The organism is Martinezella rhizogenes (assembly GCF_007002745.1).
GTDB classification, from domain to species: Bacteria; Pseudomonadota; Alphaproteobacteria; order Rhizobiales; family Rhizobiaceae; genus Agrobacterium; species Agrobacterium cucumeris.
Genome location: NZ_SGNY01000002.1, coordinates 58,487 through 76,585 on the forward strand (window position 1 = coordinate 58,487; position 18,099 = coordinate 76,585).

14 protein-coding genes and 1 pseudogene are annotated in these 18,099 nt (G+C 59.0%); 8 read left to right on the forward strand and 7 right to left on the reverse strand.

What is annotated here, in order from left to right:
• The first annotated feature begins 59 nt into the window (after window positions 1-59).
• The 3 genes and pseudogenes from EXN68_RS05790 to EXN68_RS28110 form a co-directional block, all read left to right on the forward strand.
• Entirely contained in the window at window positions 60-3,878 is a 3,819-nt protein-coding gene (locus EXN68_RS05790) for a vitamin B12-dependent ribonucleotide reductase (protein ID WP_142840029.1), read from the forward strand.
• A 614-nt stretch (window positions 3,879-4,492) separates the two neighbouring features.
• Entirely contained in the window at window positions 4,493-5,161 is a 669-nt protein-coding gene (locus EXN68_RS05795) for a hypothetical protein (protein ID WP_142840030.1), read from the forward strand.
• Window positions 5,162-5,264 (forward strand): annotated as a pseudogene (locus EXN68_RS28110) (helix-turn-helix domain-containing protein); the annotation flags it as partial. It lies immediately after the preceding gene.
• Between the two features lie 6 nt (window positions 5,265-5,270).
• Here the strand turns inward: EXN68_RS28110 and EXN68_RS05805 are convergent.
• Window positions 5,271-6,596 (reverse strand): Nramp family divalent metal transporter, encoded by a 1,326-nt coding sequence (locus EXN68_RS05805; RefSeq protein ID WP_161991222.1) that lies wholly within the window; start codon window positions 6,594-6,596, stop codon window positions 5,271-5,273.
• Between the two features lie 179 nt (window positions 6,597-6,775).
• Between EXN68_RS05805 and EXN68_RS05810 the strand changes: the two genes are divergently transcribed.
• Together EXN68_RS05810 and EXN68_RS05815 are read left to right on the forward strand one after the other, a co-directional pair.
• A complete protein-coding gene (locus tag EXN68_RS05810) occupies window positions 6,776-7,291 on the forward strand; it encodes a VOC family protein (protein ID WP_237681368.1) in 516 nt (171 codons plus the stop codon).
• A gap of 198 nt (window positions 7,292-7,489) precedes the next feature.
• On the forward strand, window positions 7,490-7,717 hold the full coding sequence (locus EXN68_RS05815; protein WP_142840032.1) for a hypothetical protein: 228 nt from the start codon (window positions 7,490-7,492) through the stop codon (window positions 7,715-7,717).
• Window positions 7,718-7,749: 32 nt separating this feature from the next.
• Here EXN68_RS05815 and EXN68_RS05820 read toward each other — a convergent pair whose 3' ends face one another.
• Window positions 7,750-9,483 (reverse strand): ABC transporter ATP-binding protein, encoded by a 1,734-nt coding sequence (locus EXN68_RS05820; protein ID WP_142840033.1) that lies wholly within the window; start codon window positions 9,481-9,483, stop codon window positions 7,750-7,752.
• 231 nt (window positions 9,484-9,714) lie between these two features.
• Here EXN68_RS05820 and EXN68_RS05825 point away from each other — a divergent pair, with 231 nt between their 5' ends.
• Entirely contained in the window at window positions 9,715-10,953 is a 1,239-nt protein-coding gene (locus tag EXN68_RS05825; RefSeq protein ID WP_142840034.1) for an AI-2E family transporter, read from the forward strand.
• Window positions 10,954-11,208: 255 nt separating this feature from the next.
• On the opposite strand, the gene EXN68_RS05830 is transcribed toward EXN68_RS05825, so the two are convergent.
• A complete protein-coding gene (locus EXN68_RS05830; protein WP_142840035.1) occupies window positions 11,209-11,664 on the reverse strand; it encodes a GNAT family N-acetyltransferase in 456 nt (151 codons plus the stop codon).
• Between the two features lie 106 nt (window positions 11,665-11,770).
• Between EXN68_RS05830 and EXN68_RS05835 the strand changes: the two genes are divergently transcribed.
• Window positions 11,771-12,196 carry a hypothetical protein gene (locus tag EXN68_RS05835; RefSeq protein ID WP_142840036.1) on the forward strand — a complete coding sequence of 142 codons (426 nt, stop codon included), beginning with the start codon at window positions 11,771-11,773 and terminating at the stop codon, window positions 12,194-12,196.
• Window positions 12,197-12,333: 137 nt separating this feature from the next.
• On the opposite strand, the gene EXN68_RS05840 is transcribed toward EXN68_RS05835, so the two are convergent.
• The 3 genes from EXN68_RS05840 to EXN68_RS05850 all read right to left on the reverse strand — a co-directional run bounded on the left by EXN68_RS05840 (window position 12,334) and on the right by EXN68_RS05850 (window position 14,793).
• Window positions 12,334-13,488 (reverse strand): DUF2336 domain-containing protein, encoded by a 1,155-nt coding sequence (locus EXN68_RS05840; RefSeq protein ID WP_142840037.1) that lies wholly within the window; start codon window positions 13,486-13,488, stop codon window positions 12,334-12,336.
• A gap of 112 nt (window positions 13,489-13,600) precedes the next feature.
• Entirely contained in the window at window positions 13,601-14,212 is a 612-nt protein-coding gene (locus EXN68_RS05845) for a flavin reductase family protein (protein WP_142840038.1), read from the reverse strand.
• The gene (locus tag EXN68_RS05850) at window positions 14,212-14,793 is read right to left on the reverse strand and encodes a nitroreductase family protein (protein WP_142840039.1); all 582 of its coding nucleotides are present in this window, start codon (window positions 14,791-14,793) and stop codon (window positions 14,212-14,214) included. Before EXN68_RS05850 ends, EXN68_RS05845 begins: the two co-directional genes overlap by 1 nt.
• 110 nt (window positions 14,794-14,903) lie before the next feature.
• Here EXN68_RS05850 and EXN68_RS05855 point away from each other — a divergent pair, with 110 nt between their 5' ends.
• Entirely contained in the window at window positions 14,904-15,896 is a 993-nt protein-coding gene (locus EXN68_RS05855; protein WP_142840040.1) for a hypothetical protein, read from the forward strand.
• Between the two features lie 148 nt (window positions 15,897-16,044).
• Here EXN68_RS05855 and thrS read toward each other — a convergent pair whose 3' ends face one another.
• The gene (gene thrS, locus EXN68_RS05860) at window positions 16,045-18,048 is read right to left on the reverse strand and encodes a threonine--tRNA ligase (protein WP_142840041.1); all 2,004 of its coding nucleotides are present in this window, start codon (window positions 18,046-18,048) and stop codon (window positions 16,045-16,047) included.
• Window positions 18,049-18,099: the final 51 nt, after the last annotated feature.

The following is an 18,099-nucleotide window of genomic DNA, read 5'->3' on the forward strand; positions in this document are numbered from 1 at the left end:
CGGCTGGACCGGATTTTTGCGCCCTTTGCCGGGCGCCCAATGGACGAGGACAGGAAACCATGCGCATTGAACGTCGCTTCACGAAGCCCGGCCAATCGCCTTATGCGGAAATCGACTTCCGCAAGGCCGTCAGTGAAATCAAGAACCCCGACGGTTCCATCGTGTTCCGTCTGGCGGATATCGACGTTCCCGCGCAGTTCAGCCAGGTGGCGACCGACGTTCTGGCGCAGAAGTATTTCCGCAAGGCCGGTGTGCCGAAGGTGCTGAAGAAGGTCGAGGAGAACGACGTTCCTTCCTTCCTCTGGCGCTCGGTTGCCGATGAGAAAGCACTCAAAGACGTGCCCGAAGCCGAACGTTACGGCTCCGAGACCGATGCGCGCCAGGTTTTCGACCGTCTGGCCGGCACCTGGGCCTATTGGGGCTGGAAGGGCAAATATTTCTCCACCGAAGAAGATGCGCTCGCCTTCCGCGACGAGCTTGCCTACATGCTCGCCACCCAGCGCGTCGCCCCGAATTCCCCGCAATGGTTCAACACCGGCCTGCACTGGGCCTATGGCATTGATGGTCCGGGCCAGGGCCACTTCTATGTCGACCCCTTCACCGGTAAGCTGACCAAGTCCAAATCCGCTTACGAACATCCGCAACCACATGCCTGCTTCATCCAGTCCGTTGAAGACGATCTGGTCAATGAAGGCGGCATCATGGACCTGTGGGTGCGTGAAGCGCGCCTGTTCAAATATGGCTCCGGCACCGGTTCCAACTTCTCCTATCTGCGTGGCGAAGGCGAAAAGCTTTCCGGCGGCGGCAAGTCCTCCGGCCTGATGAGTTTCCTCAAGATCGGCGACCGCGCAGCCGGCGCCATCAAGTCCGGCGGCACGACCCGTCGCGCAGCGAAGATGGTCGTCGTTGATGCCGATCACCCCGACATCGAAGCCTATATCGACTGGAAGGTGAACGAGGAGCAGAAGGTTGCCGCCCTCGTGACCGGCTCCAAGATCGTCGCCAAGCACCTGAAGGCCATCATGAAGGCCTGCGTCAACTGCGAAGCTGACAATGGTGACTGCTTCGACCCGGCCAAGAACCCTGCCCTGAAGCGCGAAATCCGCGCCGCCAAGAAGGACATGGTGCCGGAAAACTACGTCAAGCGCGTCATCCAGTTCGCCGAACAGGGTTACAAGGACATCCAGTTCAAGACCTACGATACGGATTGGGATTCGGAAGCCTACCTCACGGTTTCGGGCCAGAACTCCAACAACTCCGTCTCGCTGAAGGATGACTTCCTGCGCGCTGTCGAAAATGACGGCGACTGGAACCTCACCGCCCGCAAGGACGGCAAGGTCATGAAGACGCTGAAGGCCCGCGATCTCTGGGAAAAGATTTCCCATGCCGCCTGGGCATCTGCTGACCCGGGCCTGCACTTCAACACCACCATGAACGACTGGCACACCTCGCCGGACGAAGGCCCGATCCGCGCCTCCAACCCGTGCTCGGAATATATGTTCCTTGACGACACGGCCTGCAACCTTGCCTCGCTGAACCTGCTTCAGTTCAAGGATGCCAAGACGAAGCGCATCGATATCGCCGATTACGAACATGCCGTGCGCCTGTGGACCGTCGTGCTCGAAGTTTCCGTGATGATGGCGCAGTTCCCCTCGCGCCAGATCGCCGAGCGCTCCTATGAATACCGCACGCTCGGCCTCGGTTACGCCAATATCGGCGGCCTCCTGATGTCGTCTGGCATTCCCTATGACAGCGACGAAGGCCGCGCCATTGCCGGCGCGCTGACCGCCATCATGACCGGTGTTTCCTATGCCACTTCGGCTGAAATGGCCGGCGAGCTTGGCCCCTTCCCGAGCTTTGCACCGAACCGCGACAACATGCTGCGCGTCATCCGCAACCACCGCCGCGCCGCCCATGGCCTGTCGGATGGTTATGAGGGCCTGTCGGTCAACCCGGTCGCACTCATCCATGCCGATTGCACGGATCAGGATCTCATCGCCCACGCAACAGCCGCCTGGGACAAGGCGCTGGCGCTTGGCGAACAGCACGGCTACCGCAACGCCCAGACCACCGTTATCGCGCCGACAGGCACGATTGGCCTCGTGATGGATTGCGACACGACCGGCATCGAGCCTGACTTCGCGCTGGTGAAGTTCAAGAAGCTTGCCGGTGGCGGTTATTTCAAGATCATCAACCGCGCGGTTCCGGATGCACTGCGTTCGCTTGGGTATTCCGAAAGCCAGATCGCCGAGATCGAGGCCTATGCCGTCGGCCACGGCAATCTCAACCAGGCGCCGGCCATCAACCCCTCGACGCTGAAGGCCAAGGGCTTCACCGATGAGAAGATCGAAGCCGTCAACGCCGCGCTGAAGAGCGCCTTCGACATCAAGTTCGTCTTCAACCAGTGGACGCTGGGCGCCGACTTCCTGAAGGGCACGCTGAAGGTTTCCGACGAGCAGCTCTCCGACATGAGCTTCAACCTGCTCGAGCATCTCGGCTTCGGCAAGAAGGACATCGAAGCAGCGAACGTGCACGTCTGCGGCGCGATGACGCTGGAAGGCGCACCGTTCCTGAAGTCCGAGCACCTGCCTGTCTTCGATTGCGCCAACCCCTGCGGCAAGATCGGCAAGCGTTATCTCTCGGTCGAATCGCATATCCGCATGATGGCGGCGGCACAGCCCTTCATCTCGGGTGCGATCTCCAAGACGATCAACATGCCGAATGATGCGACGGTGGAAGATTGCGGCGCAGCCTACATGCTGTCCTGGAAGCTGGCGCTGAAGGCAAACGCCCTTTACCGCGATGGTTCCAAGCTTTCCCAGCCGCTCAACGCTTCGCTGGTGGAAGATGACGACGAAGAAGATTTCGTCGAGGAGTTGATCCAGCAGCCGCTCGCCCAGCAGGCCGTGACGATCACCGAAAAGATCGTCGAACGCGTCATCGAGCGTGTCTCGCGCGAGCGTGAAAAGCTGCCGAACCGCCGTCAGGGTTACACCCAGAAGGCAACCGTTGGTGGTCACAAGGTCTATCTGCGCACCGGCGAATTCGGTGACGGCCGCATCGGCGAAATCTTCATCGACATGCACAAGGAAGGTGCCGCCTTCCGTGCGATGATGAACAACTTCGCCATCGCCATTTCGCTCGGCCTGCAATATGGCGTGCCGCTGGAAGAATATGTGGAGGCCTTCACCTTCACCAAGTTCGAACCGGCCGGCATGGTGCAGGGCAACGACGCGATCAAGAACGCCACGTCGATCCTCGACTACGTGTTCCGCGAACTCGCCGTCTCCTATCTCGGCCGCCACGATCTGGCCCATGTCGATACGTCGGACTTCTCCAACACGGCACTCGGCAAGGGCATCCAGGAAGGCAAGACCAACCTCGTTTCCACCGGCTGGACCCGCGGTTACAAGCCGACGCTGGTTTCCAGCAATGGCGGCGAACGTTCGTCTTCCGAGCCGAAGGGCTCGGCAACGGCCACCCCTGCCCGTGGCTCCGCCAACGTCACCTCCTTTGCCGGCTCCGCCGCCCGCAAGCTGGAACCGACGGTCGCCATCGCAACCTCCGAAATCGTCTCCTTCAAGCGGGACTATGAAGAGCGCGCCAAGGAACTGGCCGAAGAGATCGCCGAAGAAGTGATCGACGAGGTGGTTCAGGAATCCCAGCAGACCGCCACCGCCCTCTTCTCCGACAAGGCCGCCGCAGACGCGGCATCGGCCAAGGCGGAAGCCAAGAAGGTGGAAAACGAACGCCGCATGCGCTCGATCGCTCAGGGCTATACGGGCAACATGTGCTCGGAATGCCAGAACTTCACGATGGTGCGCAACGGCACTTGTGAGAAGTGCGATACGTGCGGTGCGACGAGCGGTTGCTCTTGAGAGTAGTCAAGAAAGCAACAGAAATTAATTGTAAAATCGGCCGTCAAGATTTGGCGGCCGATTTTTTGTTTTAAGTCAACGTATAAAAAATAAGAACCAACAATATATTCACAGTCAATACACCTTGACACTGCATATGACGCAGACTATAAGTCCGATACATTTCCACAGTCATAAATATATCCATTTACTTTGCTGGATAGCCTCATTATTTTGTTTGTTGAGTGATTCGCGTTGTGCGCACTCGATAACCGTAACGAGGTTGAAATGGCAACAAATCCCCCCAAAGGCGACGGGCACCGCATCGGTGCGGTCAAAGACAGATCGCAGGTATATAACCCCCAAACAGAAATCTGGACCAAACGCGGCCCGGATGGAAAGTTTATGGACGGGAAGAAAGACGGGGCACCTTTCAAAGGTGTACGAAAGGAACGCTGATGCTCGGCAATGTCGTGACTAAGCGCCAACTTAGCCACGACACGCTGCGATCAGCCTAAGCCGTCACTTGGCACAGAAGAAGAAAGCCCTATGCCCCTTAGCAATTAAATTATAGGGCTTTCGCTTTTGGAGTCGAGTGATCTTCGGAAGATTTCCACGAACACGAGACACAACCAATGACAAAGAGAACACCCGAATTTGGATTTTCGGCATTTCTGCGCTTACTTGACGCCAAGGAAAATCCGCAACGAGCAGCGATACAAAAGCGTTACAGGCCTTCAAAAGGCGGACACAATTTTCATAGAAGCTTTCACGTAAGTGTACGCAAAATTCTGGCTGGAGAAGCGACCTTTGTCGAAGTCTTCAGAGCGACTCGAAATATAAAAAAGCTACCAGAAAGACGTTATACGAAATTTGGTATCGTGCGATTTTTAAGGTGGTATTTAGCTCTAAAAAGCAAAGCCACTTTAATAGCGCCGCTGAAAATAAATAGCCCAAAAAGCCTATTTCGTGTGAAATTTCAAGCAGATTGCGTAGTGGATTTAGACGGCCGGCGTACTGCAATTCATCTCTGGAACAGTAAAAAGAAAATCAATGAGGCTCATGCGCTTGCCGCTCTAACTTTGGTGGCTTCAAACTTCCCACCCACCAATGATCGGCCCGATGACTTTGCTGTTTTATCGCTTCAGGACGGGAGCTTATACAAGTGGTCAAGCGCAACTAGAGCGCACAAACAATTGGCGACTGATTTTATGGTCCACCTAGATCGGCTTTTCGATCTTGTCCGCTCTGAACTTGGAATGCCCTCGATAGGCGATCAACCGACCGATGATGCGCACCTCTAACAGGGCCGCAGCGAGCCGGATCAACCGGCCCGCGCCTATCTGAAAGTTCATTGCCGTCGATCCGGAAGGCACAGCAGCCGCGCTTCAAAAAAGCGCGGCCTGACCCGCCTCACCCCATAAAATCCAGCAGCAGCTTCACATTCAGCGCCGCGATCACCACCGCAATCAGCCACGCAAAAGCCGAAAGCCAGAGCGGCGCTTTCAGTGCGCCCATCTTGGCCTTGTCGGAGGTGAACATCACCAGCGGGAAAACGGCGAAGGAGAGTTGCAGGCTAAGCACCACCTGCGTCAGGATCAGGAGTTCCGCCGTACCGCTGTCGCCGTAAAAGATGGTGACGCCGGCAGCCGGGATGATGGCGATGCCGCGGGTGATGAGGCGGCGCAGCCAGGGGGCGAGCTGCATCTTGAGGAACCCCTCCATCACGATCTGGCCGGCAAGTGTTGCCGTGACGGTGGAATTGATGCCGCAGCATAAAAGCGCCACGCCGAACAGCGTCGGCGCAATGGCAAGACCCAAAAGCGGCGCGAGCAGATTATGCGCTTCGCCAAGTTCGGCGACATTGGTCTGCCCCGTCTTGTGAAAGGTCGCCGCCGCCAGAATGAGGATCGAGGCGTTGATGGTGAGGGCGAACATCAGCGCGATGGTGGAATCGAGCGTGGCGAATTTCAGCGCCTCGCGTTTTTCGGCAATCGTCTCGCCGATTTCGCGGGTCTGCACGATGCCCGAATGCAGATAGAGATTATGCGGCATGACGGTGGCGCCGAGAATGCCGAGCGCCAGATACAGCATGTCCGGATTGGTGACGATCTCGGTCGTCGGTGCAAAACCGAGGATCACCTGCCCCCAGTCGGGGTCGGCAAGCGCCACCTGAATGGCGAAACACACGGCGATGACGCCAAGCAGCGTGATGACCATCGCCTCCACCCAGCGGAAACCGAGCTTCTGCAGATAAAGGATCAGGAACACATCAAGCGCGGTGATGAGAACGCCGAGTTCAAGCGGAATGCCGAAAATCAGGTTGAGGCCGATGGCCGTGCCGATGACCTCGGCAATATCGGTGGCGATAATGGCGATTTCGGCCAGCACCCACAGCAGCATCGCCACCGGCTTCGGATAGGCATCACGGCAGGCCTGGGCGAGATCGCGGCCGGAAGCAATCGCCAGACGGGCGCAGAGCGATTGCAGGACAATCGCCATGATGTTGGAAACCAGTGCAACGGTGAGCAGCGTATAGCCGAATTTGGAGCCGCCGGCGAGCGATGTCGCCCAGTTTCCTGGATCCATATAACCGACGGCAACGAGATATCCCGGCCCGAAAAAGGCCATCGCCCGGCGAAACGTGCCGGCATTCGGCTTGACCTTGATCGAACCGTGTACGTCGGACAACGACAGATCGTCGCCATTCCGCCGCCATCCAAAGACTGGCTTGTCCATTCCAAGAACTTTCAATTGGGAGATTCTGTTTATGCAATTGCAAATCATTCGCATAAACGTAATGGGCTGGCAAGCGGGCTTTTTAGCGCCTGCACCATCGCGAAAGATTGCCGGGTATTGCGTATTGCGTCGTCGGGATCGCCGGACCGGATGGCCTCCTATCGACGGGAAGCCGCGGCATGAAAGCCGACAGCATCAGCCGCGCCGTAAGGGGCCGGCCGTCAGGCGGCCAGGTGGCCGGATTGCACCGGGCCATTGACAGCATCGATGTCGTAGCGTGTACACAGATCGCCGATACCGGTCAGAGATATTCCAGAAGGAGCAACCGCGTGAACCTGATTGCCCATGTCGAAATTCCCGTGCTTGATATTGAAAGGGCGATGCGTTTCTACAGCGCCGTTTTTGATGTGAGCTTTGCGGAAATCGTCACGATCCACGACAACAGGATGGCCTATTTCCCCTTCGAGGAAGGCAAGGATGGCGCAAGCGGCGCGCTTGCCGAGGGTGAGACCTATGTTCCGACGAAAGACGGGGCGATCATCTATCTCGGCGTGAAAAACATTGACGATGTGCTTGAGAGAGCCGTGCAGCAGGGCAGCGAAATCCTGTTTCCCAAAACGCCGGTCGATGACAATCTCTTCGTCGCCGAAATTTCCGATAGCGAAGGAAACCGCATCGCGGTGCAATCCGCCTGACCCGGCAGCATGCATTGTAAATTGAAGAATGGCCGGCGCATCACTCCGTCTTCGATGCCCGGCCTTCGATGACGAAGGTATGCCGTTCAGGTAACGGCCCTCACGGCCTTGTCATCACCCCTGCCCCTGCCGTTACGGAACAGCGGCACGCGCGCCTGCGTTGATCTCCAGAGAAGCAATCCAATTCCGGGGAAGTTCATGCGAGACGGCAGCAAATTCAGCCTGGTGAACCATCCGAGGCGATGGCCCAGATATATCATGGCACATAGAAGGCCGCGTGACTGGCTGATGACGATCAGCGGCATCGTGCTGCTGTTTGTGGTCGCCGCCGCGGTCGCCATGGGTTATCTCGTCACCAGCCACCCCGGCAAGCCGGAACCCAATCCCGGCATCGTCGAGGAACAGGCAGCGGAAAACGGCGGATAGCGGCAGCGCAGGAAGCGCTGCTCTCCATCAGCTCAGCTCAGGCCCGCAAGGTGCCCGCTGAACTGCGCCTCATGCAGCCGGCTGTAATGGCCCTTGGCAGCCAGAAGTTCCGCATGGGCGCCGGTTTCGGCGATGCCAGTCTGGTCCACCACCACGATGCGCGAGGCATCGCGGATCGTTGCCAGCCGGTGGGCGATGACGAGTGTCGTGCGCCCCTTGGCAAGCTCCGTCAGCGATTGCTGGATGGCCCGCTCCGTTTCCGTATCGAGCGCCGAGGTCGCTTCGTCCAGAATGAGGATCGGCGGGTTCTTGAGGAACATGCGGGCAATGGCGAGGCGCTGCTTCTGCCCACCGGACAATTTGACGCCGCGTTCACCGATGACGGTGTCGAGCCCGAGCGGCATGGCCTCGATCACGCCATCCAGCCGCGCACGCCGCGCCGCATCCATGATCTCCTCGTCAGAGGCGCCAAGCCTGCCATATTCGATATTCTCACGGATCGTGCCACCGAACAGGAAGACATCCTGCTGCACGATGCCGATCTGGTTGCGCAGCGAGGCAAGTTTCATCTTGCGGATATCAATGCCGTCAATGGTGATCGCACCGCTGGAGACGTCGTAAAAGCGCGGCAGAAGCGAGCAGAGCGTCGTCTTTCCCGCCCCCGAAGGCCCGACGAAGGCAACCGTCTCGCCGGCGCTGATCTTCAGGTCGATATTGGCGAGCACCTGTTTGCCCTCGGCATAGGCGAAACCGACATGGCGATATTCGATGCTGCCGGAAAGTGCCGGCGCCTCGATTGCGTCGGGCGCATCGACAATATCCGGCGCCGTGTCGAGAAGCTCGGTGAACCGGCGGAAACCGGCAATGCCCTTCGGATAGGTCTCGATGACCGAATTGATCTTTTCCACCGGGCGGAAAAACACGCCGACCAGCAGCAGGAAGCCTACAAAGCCGCCTTCCGTCAGGCTGCCCGTCAGCACGAACCAGGCACCGCAGATCATCACGATCATCTGCGTCAGGCGCATGCTCATATAGCTCAGGGAGGTGCTGGCGGCCATGATCTTGTAAGCGTCGAGCTTGGTGCGGCGGTATTTCTGGTTGTCCTTCTCGAACAGCGCGCGCTCGTGGTCCTCATTGGCAAAGGCCTGCACCACCCGCATGCCGCCGACATTTTCCTCGATGCGGGCGTTGAAATCCCCCACCCGGCCGTAAAGCGCGCGAAAATTCTGCGTCATGCGGCCACCGTAACGGCTGGTCACCCAGGCGGTGACGGGCACGACGGCGGCGGTGATGAGCGCCAGCTGCACATTGACCGACATCATCAGCAGGAACGCGCCGATGAAGGTCATGATGGCGATGAACAGATCCTCAGGCCCGTGATGGGCCACCTCGCCGATCTCTTCCAGATCCTTGGTCAGCCGCCCGACCAGATGGCCGGTCTTCTGGTTGTCGAAATAACGGAAGGAGAGTTTTTGCAGGTGATCGAAGGCCAGACGCCGCATGTCGGTCTCGATATTGATGCCGAGCATATGTCCCCAATAGGTGACTGTCGCCATCAGCCCGGTATTCAGCACGTAGATGACCAGCAGGCCCACCGAGGCTGCAAGAATGATCGCCCATTCCCCGCCCGGCAAAAGCACGTCAACAAAGGCCTTCACCGCCATGGGAAAACCGAGTTCGAGCACGCCGGACAGGACCGCGCAGGAAAAATCGAGGATGAAGAGACCGCGATAGGGACGATAATAGGCGAAGAAACGGCGAAGCATGGCATGACCTGGAGAGCGGGTGCGGCAAAATTCGCGCCGCAGAAAACGGGAGTTCAATTGTCATATTTCAATGCGCGCGCCAAGACCGATGTTCTATTTTTACCAAAATCGTTCAATAGCTTCGGCAATAAACACACAACGGTAATGTGATCGGGTTATATTGCACTTATATGTATCGGTGTGACAGAGTGAATGCATCCCTTCGGGGGAGAATGCGAGAAAGAGCCTGCCGTGAGTAACAATGACAGTCGTAAGCAGAGTGGCGAACCGAGATGGCTTGGTCCCGCCAGTCCGACGCGGATCGCCCTGATCCCGCCCATCTCGGCTGCGCGCTGGCTGCTCGTTCTCGTTGCCCTTGCGGGCACCTATTTCTTCCACGGCTTTCTGGTTCCGGTTCTCGCCGCCCTCGTCATCGGTTTTGCCAGCTGGCCGGTCTATACGCGGCTTCTGCGACAGGTGGGCGGCAACACCACGCTCGGCGCATCCATCGCCATCGTTCTCATCCTTACCTTTCTCGTGGTGCCGATCTTTATCGCCGCCTCCTATACGGCAAGCGAAATCCGCGAATGGTTCGGCTGGGCGGTGCACGTCAACAAGGCGGGCGCTCCTGTACCGGACTGGATCGCCGCGCTGCCCGGCATAGGCCCGTGGCTAAGCGAACAATGGGTGAAATATATCGGCACGCCGGGCGCCATCGGTGAAGTCATACAGCTCGTCAGCGGCGCCAATATCGGCAATATCTATAGGGCGATCCTTGCCGCCGGCAACGGTGCCTTCCACCTTGTCCTTACCCTGCTTTTCATGCTGATCGCGCTGTTCTTCGTTTATCGCAACGGCGCCGGCTTCTCCCGCCAGGTCGATCTCGTCGGTGAACGCATCCTGCCGACACGCTGGGAGCGCATTTCCCGCGTCGTGCCCGCCACGATCAGCTCCACCGTCACGGGCATGACGCTGATCGCCATCGGCGAAGGCATCATCCTCGGCATCGCCTACTGGATCGCCGGCGTGCCCTCGCCCGTCACGCTTGGCGTACTGACAGGCGTCATGGCCCTCATTCCGGGCGGCGCGCCGCTCTCATTTACGCTGGTGTCGATCTACCTGGTTGCCAGCGGCTCTCCGGCTTACGGTCTGGCGCTGTTCGTCTGGGGTTCGGTCGAGCTTTTCATCGTCGACAAGACCATCCGCCCGAAACTCGTCGGCGGGCCGATCAAGCTGCCTTTCCTGCCGACCTTTTTCGGCCTCGTCGGCGGCGTCAAGACCATGGGTTTCCTCGGCCTGTTCATCGGCCCGGTGCTGATGGCGCTGCTGGTGGCAATCTGGCGCGAATGGGTGCGTGAAGTGGAAATCTCCGCCGCCGTAAGCACCGAGACCCCGCCCCCACCGCCCACGCAGGACGATCCGGTCGCCGATGCCATCTCGCGTGAAGACGAAAGCGACGAAACGACGGCGTTTCGAAAAGCGGCGTTTTGATTGCAGAACGCTGCGGCGAAGGGCGATTGCCTGAAACGCCAGATGGCAGACGAAGATCGTTCACATCTCCTCCGCCATGCCGGACCTGATCCGGCATCCAGTCACGGCGCGTCTGCGCCGTGAAAAGAGTATCTCGCGATCAAGGACCTGATCGCGCTGAACCGCGGATCTAATCCGGGGTGACGTGGGCGGATGCTATGGCGACGTCTTAAACGTCACCATCGCCGGTCCATCCGGCAAATCCATGCCTTCGCCCTAAAGCGCCTTTTCCATGAACATACTGAGCGGATCCGGCCTGTAGGGCGCAAAGGCCTCGATTTCCACAAACCCCGCCTTGCGGTAAAGACCGATCGCTTCCGGCTGGCTGATGCCGGTTTCGAGCCGGATGGCGGTAAGGCCAAGTTCGACGCCGCGCGCAACAAGCGTATCCATGATCAGCTTGCCAATCCGCAATCCCCGCGCGTCGGGATCAACGAACATGCGCTTCACTTCCGCCGTGCCATCGCCCGCCTCCACCAGCGCACCACATCCGACAACACGCCCATCATGGCGCGCCACAAAAAACGAGGCGTTGTCCTTCTCCAGCAGGCCGATATCGACCAGGTGATTGCTCTCGGCGGGATAAAGTGACGCCATATAGGCATTGGAAAGGTCGATGAGGCGCAGAACCGCTTCCTGCCGGGGTGTTTCAAGCTTGATTTCGGTGGCCAATGCGATGCCTGCTTTCTCTCAAAAAATGCGTATTTCGTCGTAATGTCACTGCAATCCGGATAGATGAGTTTCTAGAGCATTATTCCCGACAGAGGCAACACATCCCATGAAAACAGCCCTCGTTCTCATGACCTTCCTTGGCTGCGACGACAGCGCCACCGACTGCCACTACCTTGCCACCTCGCAGCAGCGCTGGACAAGCATCGAGCTTTGCGACGCCGTCTCGGAAAAGGAGCTGGAGCGCTACGCCAATGCCTCCTACCCGGTCGTGGTGGCCGTTTGCCAGACACCGGGCGAACAGACGCCGCAGACGGCCGGCACGCAGCCCCCTGCCGCGACGGCACCGGCTGATACGGCACCGCAGGCATCGGCAGCGGTTACGCCGAAGGAAGAGGAAAGCCTCACCAAACAGGCAATCAGCCGCGTCGGCCGTATCCTGCCCTCCACCGAAGGCATAAAGCATTTCCTGGGAACGCCGGTGAGGATGGTTGAAAACAGCTATTCATGGATCGCAAAGCGGTTCGATAAATGATTGCGGGAAATGTCACGTCCGCTTTCTTTCCAGCTGCAATGTAGAGGTTTCCTGTGAGAGGAAAGCGGCCACTGCCCTCATTCCTGTGCTTGTCACAGGAATGAGGATGAGAGGATGCAACCGCGGAAAACCGGACGTTACGCAGCCTCAACCGTCAGTGCCTCGGCATAATACCGGGCCTTCTGCCGTTCTTCGGCAATCGCCAGCTTGCGCACGGCATGCAGCAGTTCGAACAACGTTTCGGAACCGTTCACATTGCGGAAATGCGCCAGCAACTCGGCAGAGACGGAAGCGGCCGCCTCTGAAAGCTGCGAGCGGGCGGCGCGCCGCCACATCAGCGTCGCCTCGATGAAGACATCGACGGCGTCACCGAAAAGACCGATCGACTGGAACAGGGCCTTCAACGCATGCGGCCGCCCGGTTGCCAGGATGGCGCGTACCTTGCGGTCTTCGAGACCGGAGAGGTTGACTATAGCCGCCGTGAAGAATTCCAGCCGGCCCGAGCAGACGGCGTGGATGAGCAGCGCCGGGGTCAATTCCAGCCTCTGGCGCAGATGCTCCACCAGCGCCGGCAGTTCGGGCGACGAAACGGCTGCCGCAATGAGGATGGTGGCGGAATCCTCCGCCTCGCGGAAGATACTGTCGGCGCGGTTGCGTGCGATGAGCGCATGAACCAGCGCCGAGCCCGCCAGAGCTTCGCTGACACGCGCCATCAACAGGTGCCGCGCATCAGCGGGCAGCGCCTCACGGCAAAGCAAGAGATCGCGAATATCGGCGTCGCAGCCATGGCGCTCGGCAATGCGTCGCAGCGAGAACGGCGTGATGAAGGCGTCGTCATTCTCGAGAAGAATGATGGTTTCCGGGAGATCGCCGACTTCGGCAAGCGCCGCGCAGACCCCGCGTTGCAGGCCCGGCCTTGCGGCGATGAGGGCCCGCGTCAGGCTCTCGCCGCGCCCGGCAAGGTCGACCAGATCGGCTTCGGTAAGGACCGGCGAACGGGCAATCACCGTGCAGGCGATCTCCGGCTGGTCTTCGGCAAGTGAAACGAGAATGGCGCGCGGCGCGTCATCGGCATCCGCCAGCGCCTCGGCAAGCGCCAGCCGCACACGCGGCGACGGGTCGTCGAGCAGATAGGTCATCGCCATATAGGCAGCGTCGCGGTTTTCCCGCGCCATGTCGGAATGCAGATAGGCACGGCCAAGAGCATTGGCGGCTTTCGCCCGCTCGGTCGATCCAGCCTTTTCAGACCAGCGAAGAAATGCCTGTACGATCACCTGAGCCTCGAAACACATTCGCAACAATGGATGACGGCATCATCGCCGCCACCATGTATAAAACTCTAGGCGCAAATGGTTTACGTTTGGTTCACCATAAAATTTAACCCTTGCCGGCGAAGGAATATATTTACGGCGCAGTAGAGGGACGCTGCAGCTGGAATACATCGCTGCCGCCATCGCAGTAGTCCATATACCCCATGCGCGCCACGGGGCGTGCAAGCCCCATGTCGATGCGGCCATCAACAATGATCGCATCATCAATATGGATCGCCATGACCTGACCGATCACCATCCACGACTCCGACGGCTTTCCATCGATATCGTTCAGCTGCTGTATCTGGGTCACACGGCATTCCAGTGCCGCCAGCGCCTCGCCCACAAAGGGCGCATCCACCACCTGCCCATCAACGGCAGTCAATCCGGCAAGGGCGAATTCATCCACATCGTAGGCAACCGCTGCAGAAGATGCATTCATCCGGTCGATCAAATGGCGGCTGACGAGGTTGGCGGTGAAAACACCGGTCTCCTCGACATTTCGCAGGCTGTCCTTCCGGCCGCTGGAGGAAAACATCACAAGCTTCGGCCGGTCCGAAATCGCGTTGAAGAAGGAATAGGGCGAGAGATTCAGCACGCCCTCCCTGCCCTTCGAGCCGATCCAGCCGATTGGCCGCGGCGCAACGATGGCCTTGAACGGGTCATGCGGCAGGCCATGCCGGTTGGTGTCGGTGGTGTAGAACATCAGACGTCCCCAACCCAGGTGACGATATCGGCAAGCTCCGGACGCGGCCGCTCCACCGGCGGGAATGTCGTCGAGCCGATATGGATATAACCCGCCACCTTCTCTTCGGCGCTGACAGCGATTTCAGTCAGAAAAGCCGTGTCGAAGGCAAGCCATTCCGTCAGCCAGTTCGCGGCAAAACCATTGGCATTGGCGGCGAAGATGACATTGAGGCAGACAGCGCCGGCCGACATGACCTGTTCCCATTCCGGGATCTTGAAATGCGGCTTGGCGGTGCTGATGACGGCAATGACGACGGGCGCGCGGGTAAAGCGGGTGCGCTCGGCATCCTGCTGCTGCAGGTCCAGTTCCGGGTTTTTCTCAAGCGCGATCCTGAGCGCGGTCTCACCGAGACGCACACGATCTTCACCGCGATAAACCACGAAACGCCAGGGGGCGAGTTTGCCATGGTCGGGCACGCGCACGGCAAGGCGCAGGATTTCCTCGATTTGCCCCTTGGAAGGCCCCGGCTCGGCAAGCTGCATAGCGGGCGTGGAGCGGCGGACCTTGAGGTAGTCGAGGAGCTTGATATCGCTGGTCATGATCAAAAATCTTCCATTCTGCTGTCATCGCGAAATTATGGGCCTTGAAATAGCCATGGCATTGGTTTTGAAGTGATCCGGGAAAATCAAGAAGTCAATCGGTATCGAAAATGTCGGCAATCAAATTCGCGGCGAAATTCGCGACACGTCTGGCCATTGCGTGCGCCGCGCTCGGCGTTTTATCACAAGCCGCTTTTTCGCAGGACGCCTTTAAAGACTTCAAGCAGCTCGGCGGCACGCCGAAAATGCCGAAGCTCAACGCTTTCACCGCACCGACAGCACCCAACGCCCCGGAAAGCACCGCCCGCGATATCGCCATGGAAGCCAAGCTGACGAGCGGCGGCGAAGCCGTGAAGGAAGGTCTGTCCTGGCGCGTCTTCAGCCCCATTCCGGGTGCCGATGGCAAATTGCCGATGCTGGCAAGCTCGGAGGGCGGCTCGGCGGAATTCCATCTGGTACCCGGCGAATATTTCGTCAACGTCGCCTTCGGCCGCGCCGGCGTCACCAAGAAACTCAATATTCCGACATCAGGCAACGTCCAGAAGCAGGTGCTGATTCTCGATGCCGGCGGTTTCGTGCTGAATGCAGTTGCGGGGTCCGACAAGCAGATCTCCGGCAACCAGCTGAAATTCTCGGTCTACTCCTCCGATGCCCGCCCGGATGGCGAGCGCGGCCTGGTGATGGCCGACATCAAGCCCAATACCGTCGTTCGCCTCAACGCCGGCACCTATCACGTCGTTTCCGAATACGGCAACGTCAATGCAGTGGTGCGCGCCGATATCCAGGTGGAAGCCGGCAAGCTCACCGAAGCGACCCTGCAGCATCAGGCAGCGCAGATTACCCTCAAGCTCGTCTCTGAAGAAGGCGGCGAAGCGATCGCCGATACGGCCTGGTCGGTGCTGAACGGCGGCGGCGACGTGGTGAATGAAAGTGTGAGCGCTTTCTCAACCATGGTGCTGGCGGAAGGCGAATATACCGCCATCGCCCGCAACAAGGACAAGGTCTTCCAGCGCAACTTCAAGGTTACGTCCGGTCGGGATTCCGATGTGGAAGTGCTGATGAAGGATCAGGCGCCGGAAGATATGACCGGGGATTTTGAGTAGGTTTCGCTGCCTGTTCAGAGACGAAGTGCCTTGAAATCCCATCACACTCCGCGTCATCCTCGGGTCAAGCCCGAGGATGACGTGCAGAGAGCTTTTAGCGCCCCTCACCCAAAAACGAAAACGGCCCCCGAAGGGGCCGTCATCTTCATCAGGCAACCTGCTTTTTCGCCGCAAGCTTGCGCTTGACGTCCGGCGGCGTTGCCTCGTCCACGAGGCTGGTAATCGCGTCTTCCAGCGACATCGGCGTCTGGTTCTGCGAACCGAGGCGGCGGATGTTGACGGTGCGCTCTTCCGCTTCCTTGCGGCCGCAGACGATGATGACCGGAACCTTGGTCACCGAATGCTCGCGGACCTTGTAGTTGATCTTCTCGTTGCGGAAATCGGTCTCCACCACCATGCCCGCCTCGCGCAGCGCCTCAGCAACCTCGCGACCGTAATCGTCGGCATCCGAGGTGATGGTGGCAACAACAACCTGAAGCGGCGCGAACCACAGCGGCATATGACCGGCGAAGTTCTCGATCAGGATACCGAGGAAGCGCTCCATCGAACCGCAGATGGCGCGATGGATCATCACCGGCTGCGTCTTTTCGGAATTCTGGTCGATATAGAAGGCGCCGAAGCGCTCCGGCAGGTTGAAGTCCACCTGCGTCGTGCCGCACTGCCATTCACGGCCGATGGCGTCCTTCAGCGTATATTCGAACTTCGGCCCGTAGAAAGCGCCCTCGCCCGGCAGGATGCCGGTCTTGATGCGCCCGCCGGACTGTTCCTCGATGGTATGCAGAACATCCGTCATCACGCTTTCGGCACGGTCCCACAGATCGTCGGAACCGACGCGCTTTTCCGGACGGGTCGAAAGCTTGACGACAATCTCGCTGAAACCGAAATCCTCGTAAACCGAGAGGATCAGGTCGTTGATGCGCAGGCATTCCGCCGCCATCTGCTCTTCCGTGCAGAAGACATGCGCATCGTCCTGTGTGAAGCCACGCACGCGCATCAGGCCATGCAGCGCGCCCGATGCCTCGTAGCGATGGACATTGCCGAATTCCGCAAGGCGAACCGGCATTTCGCGGTAAGACTTCAAGCCATGCTTGAAGATCTGAACGTGACCGGGGCAGTTCATCGGCTTCAATGCGAAGACGCGCTGATCGGCTTCCTCGTCATCGGGATGGGTAAAGGCATGGGCGGATTTCACCGCGAACATGTTTTCCTGATACCAGCCCCAGTGACCGGAGGTCTCCCACAGCGATTTGTCCAGCACCTGCGGTGCGTTGACCTCCTGATAGGTATTGGCGAGCCGGCGGCGCATATAGGCCGTCAGCGTCTGGAACATGCGCCAGCCCTTGCCGTGCCAGAACACGACGCCCGGGCCTTCTTCCTGGAAATGGAACAGGTCCATTTCGCGGCCGAGGCGGCGGTGATCACGCTTTTCAGCTTCGGCCAGAATGTGGAGATAATTGTCCAGCTCTTCCTGCGTCGCCCAGGCGGTGCCATAGATACGCGACAGCATCGCATTGTTGCTGTCACCGCGCCAATAGGCGCCGGCCACCTTCATCAGTTTGAAGGCCGTACCGATCTGCCCCGTGGAGGCCATATGCGGGCCACGGCAAAGATCGAACCAGTCACCCTGATAATAGATCTTCAGGTCCTGGCCTTCTGGAATGGCATCAACCAGCTCGACCTTGTAGTTCTCGCCCTTGGCGGCAAAAACTTCCTTGGCCTTTTCGCGCGACCAGATTTCGCGGGTAAACGACTTGTTGCGCTGGATGATTTCCTTCATCCGCTTTTCGATCTTCGGCAGATCTTCCGGCGTGAAAGGTTCGTTCTTGGCGAAGTCGTAATAAAAGCCGTTTTCGATCACTGGACCGATCGTCACCTGCGTGCCGGGCCACAGCTCCTGCACGGCCTCAGCCATCACGTGCGCGGCATCGTGGCGGATGAGCTCCAGCGCACGCCCGTCTTCACGCGTGACGATCTCGATTTTGCCATCGGTGATGGTCTCGGACAAATCGCGCACGGTGCCATCAAGCGCAATGGCGACAGCCTTCTTGGCAAGCGATTTGGAAATGGATTCGGCGACCTCACGGCCGGTCGTACCGGCGGGGTAGCTGCGCACGGATCCATCGGGAAATGTAAGGGAAATGGCTTCAGACATCGTCTAGTGCTCCTGTCCAGTCCCGCCAACGAATGCGGGTGGTGTTGGAAT

Coding starts and splice junctions, on each gene's coding strand:
- EXN68_RS05790 (WP_142840029.1), top strand. CDS start 60: ATGCGCATTGAACGTCGCTTCACGAAGCCCGGCCAATCGCCTTATGCG.
- EXN68_RS05820 (WP_142840033.1), bottom strand. CDS start 9,483: ATGCTTCGCCGTTTCTTCGCCTATTATCGTCCCTATCGCGGTCTCTTC.
- EXN68_RS05845 (WP_142840038.1), bottom strand. CDS start 14,212: ATGTTCTACACCACCGACACCAACCGGCATGGCCTGCCGCATGACCCG.
- EXN68_RS05855 (WP_142840040.1), top strand. CDS start 14,904: ATGTCGGCAATCAAATTCGCGGCGAAATTCGCGACACGTCTGGCCATT.
- EXN68_RS05795 (WP_142840030.1), top strand. CDS start 4,493: ATGACAAAGAGAACACCCGAATTTGGATTTTCGGCATTTCTGCGCTTA.
- EXN68_RS05840 (WP_142840037.1), bottom strand. CDS start 13,488: ATGTGTTTCGAGGCTCAGGTGATCGTACAGGCATTTCTTCGCTGGTCT.
- thrS (WP_142840041.1), bottom strand. CDS start 18,048: ATGTCTGAAGCCATTTCCCTTACATTTCCCGATGGATCCGTGCGCAGC.
- EXN68_RS05835 (WP_142840036.1), top strand. CDS start 11,771: ATGAAAACAGCCCTCGTTCTCATGACCTTCCTTGGCTGCGACGACAGC.
- EXN68_RS05805 (WP_161991222.1), bottom strand. CDS start 6,596: ATGGACAAGCCAGTCTTTGGATGGCGGCGGAATGGCGACGATCTGTCG.
- EXN68_RS05815 (WP_142840032.1), top strand. CDS start 7,490: ATGCGAGACGGCAGCAAATTCAGCCTGGTGAACCATCCGAGGCGATGG.
- EXN68_RS05810 (WP_237681368.1), top strand. CDS start 6,776: ATGAAAGCCGACAGCATCAGCCGCGCCGTAAGGGGCCGGCCGTCAGGC.
- EXN68_RS05850 (WP_142840039.1), bottom strand. CDS start 14,793: ATGACCAGCGATATCAAGCTCCTCGACTACCTCAAGGTCCGCCGCTCC.